A 16,726-nucleotide genomic window follows, 5' to 3' on the forward strand; every position below is an offset into this window, starting at 1 on the left:
GCATATGTGTTATAGTGGCCTTTTTTTGGAGAAATATAAATAAAATGAAAAATATTAATGAAATATCGATGTTAATGAGATCAGCGATCGAGAATCACGCAACTCCCGGCATTAGTTATGCATTAGAAGATATAAAAAATAAGAGAACTGAAACATGCTTTTTGGGATATAGAACTTATAATAAAGAAGTACCTTTAAAAGATGGAGATCTTTATGATTTAGCTTCTTTAACTAAAGTTGTTGGGGTAACAAGTCGCATTCTTCAATTATTAGGGACAAAAAATATACGTTTAAATGACAAGGTAGAGAAATATCTTCCAAAATTTGATTATCATGACATTACTATAAAAAACTTGTTACTTCATAATTCCGGCTTACCAGCTGACATAGATAATGTATTTATGTACAAAAATAAAGCTGATGTAATAGACGCAATCTTTAATCAAAAATTAGTCTATCCAGTTGGTACGGATATGATATATTCAGATCTAAATTTTATCTTATTAGGATTAGTTATTGAAAAAATTGATCATAAAAGTTTAGATGAGAGTTTAAAAATTCATGTTTTTGAACCATTAGATATGGAAAATACTGGATATTGCATCGATAAAAGCAAAAGTCATTTTGTACCTACAGAAAAAACACGAAGTAGAGGATTGGTCCAAGGGGTCGTGCATGATGAAACAGCATATATGCTAGAGGGAATTTCAGGAAACGCAGGATTATTTTCGACAATTAGTGATCTCAAAAAATTTTGTTTAATGTATTTACAAAAAGGAAAATATAAAAATAGAACGATAATTCCATCGCAGATGATTGATGACCTATTTAAGTATGATTTTATGGGGAGAACTTTAGGATGGAAAAGATGGAAGATAAACAAGAGAATGCTTTGGCATACTGGTTTTACAGGAACATCTATTGCGCTTGATTTAGATAATTTTAGTTTCTTTATTTGCTTAACTAATCGTATAAATCCTACTAGAAAAAATAGAAAATGGATTGATATAAGAAAACTAGCAATAAGTTTATTTTTTAATAGTTTAGAAGAAATACCAGAGAATAGAAAATGATCTCAAAAAATTATTATTTGCAACCAAAAAGAGAGGTAAATAACTACCTCTTTTTTTCAATCTATTAATTTGTATCAACCTTAATCTTCCCCTCAATGATTTTTTGCTTAGCTTTTTGAACTTTAATCCAGGTATGATAGGATAAATTCCCTTGAACTAAAGAAATACCTTTGTTTTTAAGACCATACTTCAGAGTTTTACCACCTGGGAATTTTCCACTAGCAGTTTGGGTAGCGATATATTCAACAGCAAGATCGGCACTTTTGATAACTGAAGTAAGAGTGAAATTAGATGGTTGTCCACCTTTTGCCAGGTAGTCGCCCAATTTTGATTGATCTTCATCAGATCCTATAACCCATACTTTTTGCCCTACCGGCCGAGCTTGATTGATTTCCTGCGCTGCTTTGAATACACCTTGTCCACTTTTACCTGCTGCTTGAAAAATGACGTCAGCTTTTTTATTGTACATTTCCTGGGCAATATCGTGTGCTTTATTAGCATCCGAAAAGTTTCCAACTGTCTGGCTCACTACTTTAATATGTTTATGAAGTTTATGATTTGTTGTTCTTACGCCTTGAATAAAACCTGCTTTGAATGAGGCCATTTCTTTACTATTTTGACCTAAGACTAAACCAACTGTTTGACTTTTAGTCGTGTAAGCAGCTGCTACACCAGCTAAATATGCTCCTTCTTGATTCTTAAAGGAGATACCGGTTAAATTTTTTAGTTTTGGAGTATGGGCATCAATAACGACAAAATTCTTTTTTGGATTATTTTTAGCTGCTTTAATAATATTTGGCTTAAGAGTATAGCCAACACCAATAATAGTTGAGAAATTTTTATCTAACGCTTCATTGATAGTGGTTTGATAATATTTCGGATCTTTAGGTACAAAATAGTTATAGCCTTTGTTTCCTTCTGGAAGATCATTTTTAGTACCATAATCTTTTAAACCATTCCAGGCAGATTGATTTAAAGAATTATCTTTAATGCCGTTAATGTCGGATATCAGAGCGATATGATTGTCTCCCTTTTTATTTGTTGGTTCCTCATGATTAGGTTTGCTACAAGCACTTGCTATTAAAAAGATAGCACTTGTGATCAATAATAGATTAAATTTTTTATTTAGCTTCATTTGAAAACCTCGATTAAAAATCTATTCTAATTTTAAACGAGAAAAAGACCATCCTACAAGTCAAAGTAGGGTGGTCTTTTAAAAATATTAAATTTATTTTTCAGCCTTTTTAGCTTCAGCTTCGTATTCACGAACAATATTGAAGTTAGAATCTTTAGAATCTACATAGCCATAGTGTTGGTAAATATTTTCAAGGATCTTCTTACCTTTCTTAGTCTTAGCAATATCTTTAAAGGCAGTAGCAAGTTTCTTTCTAAATGACTTAGACATGCCGCTTCTAACAGCAACAGTATCGTTTGGAATGTATTTAGTAAAGTAAATTGGAACAACATCTTTCATTACAGCAGGTGCATCTTTAGCAGCTAGAGGACGAGCGTCAGAGAAGACAAAGGCAGCATCGGCATCACCGTTGTAAACTGATAAAACAGCTTGATCGTGACCCTTAACTTGTACTAATTTACAATCTTTTGGTACATTTAAACCTTTCTTGTAAAGTTCCGCAATTGGAAGAACGTAACCAGAAGTAGAGGTTGGATCTTGAACGGCAATTGTCTTACCTTTTAGATCTTTCCAAGATTTAATCTTAGAGCCCTTTTTGACTACGATCATTGAACGGTAGCTATCCATTAATTTGTGGTTTTGCTTACCGCTTGGTTCGTCATAGCCATAACGTTGTGCTTGTAGTAAAACATCCGCTACACCACGTTTGTGAGCTAAGACATAAGCATCAGGTGGTAGGAAACCAACATCAACTTTCTTTGATGCCATTGCTTCAACTAAAGCAGAGTTATCAGTTGAAACAGTCACATGAACAGGCATGTGTAATTGCTTTTCAAGCAAGCCTTGTAATGGCTTAGCTTTAGCTTCAAGTTTAGAAGCTTGGACACTAGGAACAAACTGAACGTTTAATTCTTTAGGAGTATAGCCATCACTTGCTTTAGAAGCAGACTTATTGTTTGAACATGCAGCAGTTGATGCGGCAAGTAAAACCATAGCAGCGCCGATTAAAAATTTTTTTATCTTCATTTTTTCCTCCAGAAACTATTTAATGAAGTTGACGACTTAAAGATAGCAAACTATAGATTCTAGTTCAAGAGCAAATGTGAATATTTTTAAACTATATCGTCTATAATGTACGTTATTAAACGTACTATATAAGTGATAAAGATTGATAAAATGCGTGTTTTAGCGCAGATTTATACAAAGAAATAAAAAAATATAAAAAGATATATTTTCATACTACAACATATTGTATCTAAATTTTCTTTTGATACAATAAATAGTGATTTTAATTTTGTGTTACTGGAGGATTTTAATGAATTTATATAAAAAGATTGCTTTAGGTTTTGTTGCCGGTATGGCAGTAATTACTGCTGGATGTTCTAAAGATAAGAAAGATAATTCAGCAGCAAACATTCCAACTAAAATTGCAAAGAAGACTACGGTAACTTTTTGGCATGGAATGAATGGTGGGCAACGAACAGAATTAGAGAAATTAACGGCGGAATTTGAAAAGAAAAATCCAAATATTGAAGTTAAGCTTGAAAACCAAGGATCTTATATTGATTTACAAGCTAAGGTAAATTCTACTTTGCAGTCACCAAATAATTTACCAACAATTACTCAGGCTTATCCAGGCTGGCTTTACAATGCTGCAAAAAGTAATATGCTGGTAGATCTTTCTCCATATATCAATAATCAGAAGCTAGGCTGGGGAAGTGCAGCTAAGTCTGGTATTAGAGATGAATTATTAGATGGGGCAAAAATTCAAGGAAAACAATATGGAATACCATTTAATAAATCTATTGAAGTCTTAACTTATAATAAGTCTATCTTTGAAAAATATGGTATTAAAAAAGTTCCTACAACTATGAAAGAATTAGCTCAAGTTTCAGAAACTATTTACAAGAAGAGTAACCATGAAGTTGTAGGTGCAGGATTTGATTCATTAGCAAATTACTATACTTTAGGTATGAAGAACGAGGGAATTAATTTTACTGATAAAATTGATTTCACGGGTAGCAAGTCACGAAAAGTCATTGATTACTATGCCCAAGGAATGAAGAAAGGATACTTCACAACTGCTGGATCAGCTCATTATTTATCTGGACCTTTTGCTAATGAAAAAGTTGCTATGTATATTGGAACTTCTGCTGGTGAAGGCTATGTTAAAAAAGCCGTTGGAGATAAATTCACTTATGATGTAGCGGCACGCCCTGGAAAATACACTATGCAGCAAGGAACAGATATCTATATGTTCAAAAAAGCCACAGGAATGCAAAAGAGCGCAGCATTTAAATACATGCAATTTTTAACTTCTAAGTCTGCTCAACTTGACTGGGCTAATGCAACTGGGTATATTCCAGTTAATAATGCTGTTGTAACGTCTAAAGAATATAAAGAAAATACCAAGACCAAGTTGCCTGCTAAGCTTGAAGGTGCAATGAAATATTTATACAGTGTTCCTGTAGCTAAAAATTCAAATGCAGCTTATAGTCAGTTAGATCCAATCATGGCTAAGATTCTGTATGCAGCTAAGAATGGTCAAAATGTTAATAATCAAATTAAAGCTGGTAAAGCAAAATTTGATGCAACATGGAAACAATAATTTAGTTGATTTTAAAATTAAAGAAGGTCGAAACTTCGATGGCGAAGTTTCGACCTTTTTTGTAATTATTTAATTCTAAGATTTAACATCAAACCGATAAAGAAACCTACAGCTTCGGTTACAAATAAAACTTGGGTATTTTGAACTACTTTAGGGAACGATTTTGGCTTAGTTTGTATTTTCCAAAGAAAGCGCATGTTTTTGTAGATTGTTGGAATACAAATCAAAATTAAAGCGACACTCCAAGGAAGGACTCCAACCCAAATTGCCCAACCTGTTAAAAAGAATCCTAAAAAGTAGTTAAATACGAATAAGTAAAGACCGCCCTTAATTCCAATATAAGAAACCAAAGTGTGTCTTCCATTTGCGATATCTGCATCATGATCACACAAATTATTTCCAAGCATTAAAGTGAAGTTACAAATTTCAGGAATGCCGGCAGCAAGGATAATTGGCCAAACAAAATTCCAGTTAAATGGCACATGGGGATAAACGTTAATATAGACCATGATTAGAAAAATTCCAAATCCCATTGCAAAACAAGCAGCTATTTCTCCAAAAGGCCCGGCAGAAATTGTATGTGATCCAGTTGAATAGGAAAGAGCAATTGCGTAACAAATAATTCCTAGAATCCAAATATATAAATTAGTTTGAAAACCAATCATAAAAGCACAGGTGGCTGAAATAATAAATAAAATCCAAATAAGAACTAAAACATTTTTGGGATTAAGATGATACTTCCCAATTGGATTCTTTTTATGATCGCCAGTTTTAGCAGCTTTTTCACGCTTATAATCCCAATAACCATCATTTACATTCATAAAAATCTGTAGAACAATTGTAGCGATACACATTTCAATTGTTGGAAAAATTCTAAACAACTGAAAATTATATTCTGTGTACATGATTCCTAATAGGACAGGAATTATGGAGTTAAATAGGGTACGTGGTTCAACTAATTCATAGTAGCCTTGCTTTGCTTCAGCAGACATAATAAACTTCTTTCTATTTTTAAATTAGTCCTTGATCCATTAAATAAAGTTGATGAAAATGCTCATTGTGTTCAAATAATTCGTAAGGATTGCCCTGCATGGTCACTTTTCCATCTTTAAAGAAGAGAACTTCGTTCATATATTTTACACCTTGTAAGTGGTGAGTTACCCAAACTACTGTCTTTTTCTTTAAAACATCAAATACTAAATCTAATAATTTTTGTTCTGTGAGCGGATCTAGGCCCACTGTTGGTTCATCTAAGAGGACAATTGGGGTATCTTGTAAAAGTACACGTGCTAATGCTAAACGTTCCTTTTGACCACCAGAAAAACGTGCGCCAGCTTCTGCGACTTCTGTATCCAGTTTTTTAGGAAGGGAATTAATGAAATCAGCTAGCTGTACTTTTTCTAAAATTTCCATCATTTGGTCAGCAGTGGCATCTGGATTAGCCATTTTAAGATTTTCATAGATAGTAGTATTGAATAAAAATGGCTCCTGGTTCAGCACAGAGAATAATTTTGAACGCTCTTTTTGTAAGGACAAAATATTAATCTTATCCAAGGTGACAGTACCTGTATTTGGCTTTAAATCTCCAAGAATTAATTGTAGGATAGTACTTTTTCCAGCCCCAGATGGTCCAATTAAAGCAGCTTTTTGACCTCTTTTTAATGTGAGAGAGAAATTTTGAATAATTGGATAATCTTCTCCTGGATAAGTGAATGAAATATCAGTAGCTTTTAAAGTTCCTACAAAAACTGGGTCAAGATATTCTTGATGAGGTAAATGGTTTTCAGGTACTGTTAATCCATTTAAATGCTTTACTGAATCGCTATATGTGTGCCATTCCTCAATACCTTGTCCAACGGGAATGAAAGCATCAGATAGAGGGAACAAGGCTAAAACAACAGCACCAACGTAATTTGCTGCTTCTTGATTATAGGTGAGGTTCTTGTTAGTGAAATAAAGAATAGCAACAGCCATTAAACCGAAGATAAACTCAAGAACAAAATCACGTGCCCAATCAAACTTGCCGGATTTTTTTTCATGCTTTCCTAAAGACTTTAAAGTGGCTTTAGTTTGATTGAAAAATGCATCCTTGCGACCAGAAATTTTCCAGTCGCCAGCACCTAAAACTTGATCAGTAAATTCTGTATAAAGCTGTGTTTTCTCTTTCTTTTCCTTACTGCGTACACTAGCTTGTTTTAGAAGTGAGAAGAATGGAACGAGAATAAGTTCCATAATCAATAAAATTGCTATAATACCCGCTAATGGCCATGAAAATAAGCCAAGCAAAATTACAACAATAAATCCTGCTAGGTAACTTAGAATGGCTGGAAAGATGGTTCTCAAATAAAGATTTTGTAAGTGTCCAATATCATCAGTTAGGAGAGAAAGAATACTTCCTGTCTGAAAAGCTGAGCCGACTGCTGAAGTATTTTTTTCAGCGATATAAAAAAGTCTTCTCCTTAGAGAACTTGTGACCCGTAAAATCCAATTATGAGAAACTAAACGCTCTAAATATCTAAATAAAGGTCGTCCAATTCCGACAGCACGCATTAAGACGATTGGGACATAAATCATTAAGATGTTTTCTGGACGTGTTGCTGCTTTGTCAATTGTATAGCCCGCATAAAACATAAGCGCACCACCACAAAAGAACATAACGATGCCAAGAAAAATCGCTAAGAGAAAATTCCACTTATATTTTGCAAGGTAAGGTTTAACCCAATGTTCATGTTTCCAAGAAAATTTTTTGTTCATCATAGTAGATCTTCTTTCAATGGGTGAGTAAGTTTTTTGAATAAAGTTCCGTTTTTAGCTAAGTCACTAGGAGCACCTTGTTCTACAATTTCTCCATTTTCAATGACTAGGCACCAATCCATATCATTTAGCCAGTGCAAGCGGTGTGTCGTAAAGAAGACTAAATGATTTTCCATTAATTTCTTCATCGGCTCCTTTAATTCATACTCAGTTTCAATATCCAGGTGAGCAGTTGGTTCGTCGAAAAATAATATCTTTCGATCTTTTGCTAGGAAAGCACGGGCTAATGCAATGCGTTGTTTTTGTCCGCCAGAAATGCCGCGTCCATTTTCACCGATTCTAGTGTTTAAACCATCTTTTAAACTAGCAACAAAATTATTCAAATCAGTTGCTTTTAACGCAGCATCAATTTCTGTTTGACTAGCATTTGGATTATAAAAAGTTAGATTTTCTTTAATGCTAGTTGCGAACATGAAAGGATCTTGTGGAATATATGTAATTTGATTTTGCCAATTCTTTTGATTGAGTTGGGCAAGATTTTGCCCATTAATTGTAAAATTATCTTCTTTAAGATGGGGAGTAAGAAAGCCAGCTAAAATTCTCATTAATGTTGTTTTTCCAGCACCTGTTGGGCCAATAATGCCAACTTTTTGAAATCCTGTAAGCTTTAGATTAACATTACGTAACTCATCAGCTGTATGAGTCTTATCGGCACTTGTTTGTTCTTTTTTTACTACGGCGCTCATTTTTGCATTTTTATTAACACTAAAATGATCTTGATCAATATGACTATAGTTAAAAGAAACATCATTAGCTATAAAGACACTATCTTTGTTCCACGTGAAACTAGATAACTGATCTTCTTGGGGAGTGGTTGGAAAAGCTAGAATATCAAAAATTTGTCCTAGAGCATTTTTACCATTTAAAGTTGCATGGAAATCATTACCAAAATCCCGAATTGGTAAAAAGTATTCTGGTGACAAAATTAAAATCACTAATGAAGGATAAAGAATCAAGTTGCCATTGATTAAGCCAATTCCAAGAAACATGGCAATAATTGCAATGGATAATGTGGTAAAGAAGTCTAGCGTAAAGGTGGATAGGATTGCTACTCTTAAGACACCCATTGTCTTTTTACGGTAGTTTTCACTATTTTTATAAACAATATTTCCATATTTTTTAGCAAGACCTAAAACTTTTAAGGTGCTTAACCCCCGTAAAGCATCAACAAAGTGGTTTTGCAATTTAATATATCCAGCATATTGTTTACTAGCTTTACTTTGAGCAGCAGTTCCTAAAATAATCATAAATAAGATCAGTAAAGGAAAAACTAAGAGTAAAATCCATCCAGAAAGGGCATTTAGAGTAAAGATATAAATTAAAATCACCCATGGAACAATTGCGAGGGCAATTAATTTTGGAAAAATTAGCGACAGATAATTGGAAATTTCGTCCATTCCATCTAAAAGAGTAGAAACTAAGTTTCCTGTTCCAATTCTTGAGACTAATGCAATTCCACCATCATAGGTTTTATTAAGTAATTGTTGACGTAAAAGAGCAGTTGTCTGATTTGCATAACGATTCATATACCATTTTTGAAACCAGTTAATTCCTTGTCTTAATAAATAGAAGATCAAAAAAGTTAAAACATCTTCTGCAATATTAGCAAAAGACTGTCGTTTCCAAGAGCCGACAATTGCTCGAGCAAGGAAAATACCTTGGCCTAAAATAGCAAATGCTTGCAAGAACATTAGTCCTGCAAGCATTGCGAGCATGATTTTGGCTTTTGGTAATTTAAAAAGTCGTTTATCAATCATTTTTATTCCTGTTCTAGATTAGGCGTTTTGATTTACCTTAATCCGGTGTCTAAAGACTACGTATGACCAGATGATATAAGCTAAGGCGATTGGCAAAAGGATTAGAGCAACAATTGTCATTACCTCAAGTGTTAATTTAGAGTTGGCTGCATTTTTAATTAAAAGTGAGTGGGCTGGATCAGTGGCGATTAATACGCGAGGGAAGAGTCCGTTGAATAAAAGTCCAACAACAGCTACTAAAGTTAATCCACTCGTTACGAAAGCTGTTCCTTGCTTATTTTTAATTAAGGCAATATCAGACCAAGCAGTTAGAACAACAATAAGTAAAGTAATAATTGTTGAAGAGATTGGTCTTAACTTAAAGAAATCAGTTTGGAAGAAAATCAATAAAGCAAAGACAATTTCTCCTAAATAAGCTACAAGATAAAGCTTCTCGTTTAAGTTAGCAGCACGCTTACTTAATTCTGGGTCATCAATTCTTAATCTTAAGAAGTTAATTCCATGAATTAAGCAAAGGAGCCCTCCTGCTACTCCTGCAACTACTGATAATGGATTAACAATATTCCAAAAACTTAAACTCATATTTCCTTGAGAATCGATTGGAACACCTTGAATTAGGCTACCGAACATCATTGTAAGGAAAAATGGAGCTAATAAACTACCCCCAAATAGGGCACTAGTCCAGATTCTAAATCCGTGCTCAGTTTCGGCATGAGCAGAAAATTCAAAGGATACTCCTCTGATAATTAGAGCAAATAAGGTAAAGAATAGTAAGATGTAATATCCACTAAATAGACTTGCATACCAATCAGAGAATGACGCAAACATGGCACCACCGGCTGTGATAAGCCATACTTCATTTCCATCCCAGTGTGGTCCAATGGCTTCCATCATTACATGTTTTTCTTGATCATTTTTTGCTAAAAACTGTGTTGCCATTCCTACACCATAGTCAAAACCTTCAGTAAAGTAGAAGATCATGAAAAGAAGGCCAATTAATAGGAACCAAAGCAACTGTAAAAAATCAATTCCATCGATCATTAGTATGCACCCCTTTCAAGTGCACCAGCTACACCCATATCAAGTTGACGTTTACAGTAATAGACCATCACTCCGCCAAGAGTTGAGAAGATTAGGAAGTACATAATATTTGTGAACCAGAGCTCACCGGTGGTTGTACTTGCAGAAATTGAATCTGCAATTGTAAATAGACCATAGACTGTCCATGGGAAACGACCAAGTTCTGTAATGAACCAACCACAAGTATTAGCGATAAATGGAAGGAAGGTTGAAATACCTAAAATCCATAAGAACCAGCGTTTGTTTTCAATTGTATTCTTCTTTGGACGAGTCCAAATTAAACCTAAAATTGCAAGCAAAGCAAATAGGGCACCAAAACCAGCCATGATTCTAAAGCTATAGAATAAGGTCTTAACCGGAACATAATAGCTCATGTCTTTGCCAAACTTTTTATCGTATTTTGCATGCAATTCTTTATTGATTTGATTCATTCCTTTAATGGAACCACTAGTACTGTGATAAGTAAGAATGGTTAGAACATCAGGAATAGAAATTGCACCTTCATTTTTATGTTCTTTAGTATTTAAATTAGCAACTATATCCCATGGAGCGTGATCGCCTGTTGTTTCATAAACACCTTCAGTTGCTGCAAACTTCATTGGTTGTTCGTGAATTTCAACTTGAGTTTGATAGTCACCAGCACCAATTTCAGCAATTGAAGCAAATAAGGCAACCCAAAGAGCGATACGCATGGACTTTTTATGGAAGTTAACATCCCGTTTTCTAAGTAAGCCAAAAGCAGCCATCCCAATTACGACAAATGAAGCTGTAACAATAGCACCGATTACTACGTGTGGAAAACTAGCCCATAGTTGTTCGTTGGCAATTAAAGCCCAAAAACTAGCCATTTGCGCCTTACCATTTTTAATGACATAGCCAACTGGATGCTGCATAAAGGCATTAGCGGCTAAAATCCAAATTGCACTCAGCATTGAACCGATAAAAGAGATCCAAACTAAGGCACAGTGCAAGGCTGGCTTAAACTTGTTCCATGTAAACATCCATAAACCAATGAAGGTAGATTCCATAAAGAAAGCTAACAAAGCTTCAATGGCCAATGGAGCACCAAAAATATCACCCATGAAACGAGAGTAGTCAGACCAGTTCATTCCGAATTGAAATTCCTGAATAATTCCTGTAACTACCCCGACAGCAAAGCTCAATAGATAAATCTTTCCCCAGAATTGAGCCATCTTTTTATATACTTCGTCCTTTTTAACGACGTAGAGTGTTTCCATGATTGATACAATGAATCCCATCCCAATGGAGAAGGGAACAAAGAAGAAGTGGAAGACTGTAGTCATTGCGAATTGGAAGCGGGCAAGATCTAACATTGTTACACCCGATAGCATTTTCATTCACCTATTTCTATTTCCACATATATAACATCCGTTGCCTCAAGCATATACTTTATTGATGCCGTTTTCAATAAAATATAAGAATAAGTTCATAACTTTTTCTAGGTAAGTTTAGAGCAAAAAAAAATAATGATTTCAATGTTGAAATCCTTATAGATCTATTCACTTCTTAAAGCAATTGCGGCGTCCTTTTTAGCAGCCATTCGAGCTGGTATGTGACCACCAAGCATTGTTAAAACAGTACTAATAATTACTAAAATTAAGGCTTGCATTGGGTCGAGTTGTGCAACGTTACTCATATTAGTAATTGCGTATAATACTGCATTGATTGGAAAAGTGCATAAGTATGCAATCAAGATACCTAAAATACCAGAAAAGAGGCCAAGAATAAAGGTTTCAGCATCAAAGACACGGGTAATATCGCGTTTTCTAGCACCTAAAGCTTTAAGCACACCAATTTCTTTTGTACGCTCTAAAACAGAAGTATAAGTTAAAATACCAATCATAATCATGGAAGTAACTAAAGAAATAGCAGCAAAAGCAACTAAAACGTCAGTAATTCCGTCAAGCAGACCACCAGTTAACTTAGTGACCGTGCCTGACATATCAGTATAGATAACCTGATCTTTTTTAGCTTTACCTTTATTATATTTGTCTAAGTAATCGAGAACTTTATCTTTAGACTTAAATGAATTTGGATAGATAAGAATACCGCTAGGGATGCTAGAGCCACCAAGAGATGCAATAAATTGATCTTTTTGAGTTTGGTTCATTGGCTGGTTGGTCATTACATTGGTAGTACTATTCTTTTGCGCCTTAACAATATTCGAATTTTCATTTTGCTTAATAATTTCTTGAGTTAAACCATCACTGTAAGCAATACCGTTATCTAGAAGGGCCATTTGACTATTATTTTTACCACGAATAACGGCACTTAATTTTAAGGTTAAGTTGCTAGAATCATACATTGATTTAGAAGCTTTTTGTGGAACAAAATTTCCAGTAGGCAATTCTTGATAGTAATTGTTGTTACTAATTACCTTAAAAGTACGGCCGACAATTTTGTTTAGATCAATTTTTTGACCATCTTTAATTGAAATCCCTAAATTCTTAAGTGCATTAATATTGGCTTGATTTTTATTATTTAACACAAGAACTACTTCGTTATTTGACGTAGGCCAGGAACCAGCAAGTAGTTGGTAATTATCCTTTAAAAAAGTTCCTTGCTTTGAATCAAGCGTTTTAGGAAAGACACTTGTGTTAATCCCTACACTATTCATACCTTGAAGTTGAGCACTAGCAATAGCAGAACCAGAGTTGTTAACATTAGAAAATTCTACATGCTTAATTTTGCCATTATCATTAGTTAAAAGATTAAGCTGGGTTCCTCGAATAAAGGAGATGTTGTTAGCATATGAAGGATTAATTTTCTTAACATAATTGATATAAGACTGAGTAATCTTATTTTCATGTGTATTTTTCTCATTGTCTGGTTTTGCGGCAACGAGATAGCCCTTATTTTTGACATTTTTGTCAGATTCAGTTCGGCTTGTAGCGGCGTTCATATCTGTTGCCGTTTGAGAAATAGAAATCGGGAATTTGGCTAGTGTTTTACTTTGCGTTTCATTAATTTGTTTTTGAAAACCATGTGATAAAGCTAAAACAATAGCAATACCAATAATTCCGATACTTGAAGCAAAGGCAGTTAAAAAAGTTCTACCTTTCTTAGTCATAATGTTAGTAAAACTAAGTTTTAGAGCATTCCAGTAAGACATTTTTGTCTTTTTGAGTTTAAAAGTATCCTTTACTTCTTTTTTAGGCTCAAAGGCATTTGAATCACTAAGAATTTTTCCATCCTGGAAATGGACAATTCTACTTGCATATTCTTCAGCCAGTTCAGGATTATGTGTAACCATGATGACTAATTTATCGTGGCTGAGTTCCTTGATTAGCTCCATAATACTTTCACTGGTTTTAGTATCTAAAGCTCCTGTTGGTTCGTCACATAGAAGAATATCGGGATCATTAGCTATTGCCCGGGCAATAGCGACTCGTTGCATTTGTCCGCCGGATAATTGATTAGGACGTTTCTTTAAATGGTCGCCTAGCCCAACACGCTTTAGCGCAGCAATGGCCTTTTCGTGACGTTCATTACTACTTACGCCTGAGAGGGTCATGCCAAGCTCTACATTTTCAATAATAGAAAGGTGAGAAATGAGATTATAACTTTGAAAAATAAAGCCGACCGAATTATTGCGGTAAGCATCCCAGTCAGTTTGAGAGAAATTTTTCGTCGACTTACCATTGATGATAATGTCTCCAGAATCGTAATGATCTAATCCACCAATTACATTTAAAAGCGTCGTCTTACCAGACCCACTAGGACCTAAGATAGCAACGAATTCACTGTTACGGAAATTAATCGTAACGTCATCTAATGCATGTGTGACAGTATCACCTACGTGATAGGTCTTTTTTAAGTGTAAGAGTTGTAGCATATTTTTTCCTTTCTAAGCAATTATGTATTTGCCCCAGCCTAATACGGCAAAAATTGCTTGGATTATAAATAAAATTGCAATTAAACCAATGATAACAAAATGGCGTTTCTTATGCATGATAAAGACCCCAGCAAATTCACGAATTGTAGCATTAGGTAAGAAATAAAAACGTGTAGTTGCTCCGACACCATTGGCCTTTAAATGAGCCATTTTTGCATAAAGGCCCGCTCTAAAAAGATGATAGTTATTAGTGAAAAACTTAGCTTTAAATTTTGAATTTCCCCAATCACTGATTGCTACTTTTTTAGAGTAGAGCATGTTTTGATAGGTATTAGTTGATTTATCTTCTAATAGAATCAAGTTAGGGTCATAGCCATGTTTAACGGCGTAATCTTTCATAGCGGCTGCTTCAGAGAGATCCTCGTCTTTTCCTTGTCCACCTGACATAATTAGTTTTGGACGTTTATGTCCTTTATCATATTGTTTATTAGAAAAAGCAATAGCTTGGTCAATTCGTGCACCTAACAGGCGTGATACTTTCTTTCCATCAATTAATCCTGCGCCGAGAACAATTAGGTAATCTTGCTTGTAGCGACGGGGAGTAATTTGATACAAAACTAAATTGAGTAAAAAGTTATACATTACAAATAGAAGATAAAAGGAAATCAAAGTTGCTCCAGCAACTAGAGAATGAAGCCAGTCCGGTAGGCGGTGAAATACACCTAATCTATTTAAAGTCCATATTCCTACTAAAAATAAACCAATAATCAAAGTTAAAAGATTTGGCAGAGAATGTCTTTCATATTTCCAGACAAAATAGGCATTCCAGAGAAAGAAAATCCAAGAAAAGGTTACTAAGAAAAAGATTCCAAATAGGATAGCTAAAGCAAGAAAAGAAAATGAGGTGGTTAGTAAAGCATTATGTTGTGAAATAATTAAAATGGCTGCCCACACTAAAAAACTAATCCCAAATATTGTGAAGATAAGGCCATTGATTAAACGACGTGGTTCAATCAACCATGAAAGTAAAAATAAAATAAAAAATACAAACATAATCAAAGAGGTAATCGTTACTTGATTATGAACAATAAAGTTAAAAAATTGATGCAGAGATTGCATGAGTTGTGATTGCATGATTAAATGTCCTTATGTCTTTTTAATAAATAACTATAATTAAAAGAAATAGATAATTTCAATTAGAGGAAGTGTTCGGATGAAGACTTTTTTACGCTTTTTAGGGAATTTAGCAACAGTAATTATTGCTTTTGTATTATATACACTTTTGCAATTAGGTTATGCGCAAAAAAAGGTAAACTTGTTATTCGCAGTTATTTTAGCAGTTTTAACTGTTGCAGTAATTTATTGGATGTATTGGATTTACAAACGAGAATTAAAGCAAGAAAATGATTGGTTCTTTAATGCTAAACCTCACTGGGATGCCAGAAGAGTCATTATTTCAGTAGCTGCTTTCTTTGCTCTTGTAATTTTTCAAGTTGCTTATATTAAATTGGTTGGTGGAAATACTGTTTCTCAGAATCAAGCAGAGCTTGATGAGGTTAGAAAAGTAGCATCGCCAATGTTTAATATCTTGCTAATTGTTGTAGGACCAATCTGTGAAGAGTTCATCTTCAGAGCACTGTTCTTCAACACTTTTTTTCCAGCAGATAATACTTTAAATAAGTGGGTTGGAATTGTGGCAAGTGGCTTTGTTTTTGCTTATGGGCATGACCCAATGTTTAGTAAGTTTATTTATTTATACTGGGTTATGGGAATGATTCTGGCATGGACATATGTGGAAACAAAAGATATTAGATATTCGATTTTAATCCACATGCTAAACAATCTTCTGTCAATTTTATAGTAAAAGAAAAAGAGCTCTAACGCTCTTTTTTTATTTGCCCCAATTGTTTCAAAACTATCTCGGCAATTTCATTATTAGTCCACATCCAGGCAATATGACCTAGTGCTTCTGAAATATGTTCCTCTAGTGGTTGGTCCTTAGGAGAAGGAACAGTCTTCATTAATGGCATGATAACTAGGTGAAAGGCAATCCAAACTGCTAACCCAAAAGGAACACCTTGATCTACAGTTAGCCATTTAACTTTCTTTTCTAGTAAAGCTGCATGAGCGGTTGCAAAAGAAATAGAAAAGCCAAAGTGAACTAAATAGCTGACCCATGGTAATTTTTCACCAGAATAAGTATAAGTTGCATGAGTTAATTTTGTAGGCACGCCCATTTGCTCCAACAATTTTTGCGGAGGATTAGTTTTATTTCTCTCTGGCGTTCTTGGAGGAAGGATATTTTCCCAGCCCAATTTAACTAATCCAGAAATAATGCCAGCAGCAGTACCAGCAATTAATACATTTTTCCAACTAAATTTTGTCATCAATATTCACGTCCTT

Annotated in this window: 13 protein-coding genes; 3 read left to right on the forward strand and 10 right to left on the reverse strand. The window is 34.3% G+C overall.

Going from position 1 to position 16,726, the window contains the following annotated elements; genetic code table 11:
* Positions 1-44 precede the first annotated feature (44 nt).
* Positions 45-1,073 (forward strand): serine hydrolase, encoded by a 1,029-nt coding sequence (locus CP370_RS05480; RefSeq protein WP_041822357.1) that lies wholly within the window; start codon positions 45-47, stop codon positions 1,071-1,073.
* 64 nt (positions 1,074-1,137) lie between these two features.
* Here CP370_RS05480 and CP370_RS05485 read toward each other — a convergent pair whose 3' ends face one another.
* Positions 1,138-2,208, reverse strand: a complete 1,071-nt coding sequence (locus CP370_RS05485) for a BMP family ABC transporter substrate-binding protein (RefSeq protein WP_087712560.1) — start codon at positions 2,206-2,208, stop codon at positions 1,138-1,140.
* A gap of 93 nt (positions 2,209-2,301) precedes the next feature.
* The gene (phnD, locus tag CP370_RS05490; RefSeq protein WP_087712561.1) at positions 2,302-3,234 is read right to left on the reverse strand and encodes a phosphate/phosphite/phosphonate ABC transporter substrate-binding protein; all 933 of its coding nucleotides are present in this window, start codon (positions 3,232-3,234) and stop codon (positions 2,302-2,304) included.
* A gap of 289 nt (positions 3,235-3,523) precedes the next feature.
* Here phnD and CP370_RS05495 point away from each other — a divergent pair, with 289 nt between their 5' ends.
* The gene (locus CP370_RS05495) at positions 3,524-4,816 is read left to right on the forward strand and encodes an extracellular solute-binding protein (RefSeq protein ID WP_087712562.1); all 1,293 of its coding nucleotides are present in this window, start codon (positions 3,524-3,526) and stop codon (positions 4,814-4,816) included.
* Positions 4,817-4,881: 65 nt separating this feature from the next.
* On the opposite strand, the gene CP370_RS05500 is transcribed toward CP370_RS05495, so the two are convergent.
* The 7 genes from CP370_RS05500 to CP370_RS05530 all read right to left on the reverse strand — a co-directional run bounded on the left by CP370_RS05500 (position 4,882) and on the right by CP370_RS05530 (position 15,457).
* Positions 4,882-5,808, reverse strand: coding sequence for a prenyltransferase (locus CP370_RS05500; RefSeq protein WP_087712563.1), 927 nt, complete (start codon positions 5,806-5,808; stop codon positions 4,882-4,884).
* Between the two features lie 19 nt (positions 5,809-5,827).
* Entirely contained in the window at positions 5,828-7,573 is a 1,746-nt protein-coding gene (gene cydC / locus CP370_RS05505) for a thiol reductant ABC exporter subunit CydC (protein WP_087712564.1), read from the reverse strand.
* A complete protein-coding gene (gene cydD, locus CP370_RS05510) occupies positions 7,570-9,387 on the reverse strand; it encodes a thiol reductant ABC exporter subunit CydD (RefSeq protein ID WP_087712565.1) in 1,818 nt (605 codons plus the stop codon). Before cydD ends, cydC begins: the two co-directional genes overlap by 4 nt.
* Before the next feature lie 18 nt (positions 9,388-9,405).
* Positions 9,406-10,428: a cytochrome d ubiquinol oxidase subunit II gene (cydB, locus tag CP370_RS05515; RefSeq protein WP_087712566.1), complete on the reverse strand. Its 1,023-nt coding sequence runs from the start codon at positions 10,426-10,428 to the stop codon at positions 9,406-9,408.
* Positions 10,428-11,819 carry a cytochrome ubiquinol oxidase subunit I gene (locus CP370_RS05520; RefSeq protein WP_087284560.1) on the reverse strand — a complete coding sequence of 464 codons (1,392 nt, stop codon included), beginning with the start codon at positions 11,817-11,819 and terminating at the stop codon, positions 10,428-10,430. The genes cydB and CP370_RS05520 overlap by 1 nt, the downstream gene beginning before the upstream one ends.
* A 164-nt stretch (positions 11,820-11,983) precedes the next feature.
* Positions 11,984-14,323: an ATP-binding cassette domain-containing protein gene (locus CP370_RS05525; RefSeq protein ID WP_087712567.1), complete on the reverse strand. Its 2,340-nt coding sequence runs from the start codon at positions 14,321-14,323 to the stop codon at positions 11,984-11,986.
* A 12-nt stretch (positions 14,324-14,335) separates the two neighbouring features.
* The gene (locus tag CP370_RS05530; RefSeq protein ID WP_087712568.1) at positions 14,336-15,457 is read right to left on the reverse strand and encodes a YdcF family protein; all 1,122 of its coding nucleotides are present in this window, start codon (positions 15,455-15,457) and stop codon (positions 14,336-14,338) included.
* 79 nt (positions 15,458-15,536) lie between these two features.
* Here CP370_RS05530 and CP370_RS05535 point away from each other — a divergent pair, with 79 nt between their 5' ends.
* Complete coding sequence (locus CP370_RS05535; protein WP_087712569.1) at positions 15,537-16,184, forward strand: CPBP family intramembrane glutamic endopeptidase; 648 nt, start codon at positions 15,537-15,539, stop codon at positions 16,182-16,184.
* Between the two features lie 16 nt (positions 16,185-16,200).
* Here the strand turns inward: CP370_RS05535 and CP370_RS05540 are convergent, their stop codons facing one another.
* Positions 16,201-16,710: a DUF1440 domain-containing protein gene (locus CP370_RS05540; protein ID WP_012846787.1), complete on the reverse strand. Its 510-nt coding sequence runs from the start codon at positions 16,708-16,710 to the stop codon at positions 16,201-16,203.
* Positions 16,711-16,726: the final 16 nt, after the last annotated feature.

Origin of the sequence: Lactobacillus sp. UMNPBX19, from assembly GCF_002553805.1 — a bacterium.
GTDB lineage: Bacteria > Bacillota > Bacilli > Lactobacillales > Lactobacillaceae > Lactobacillus.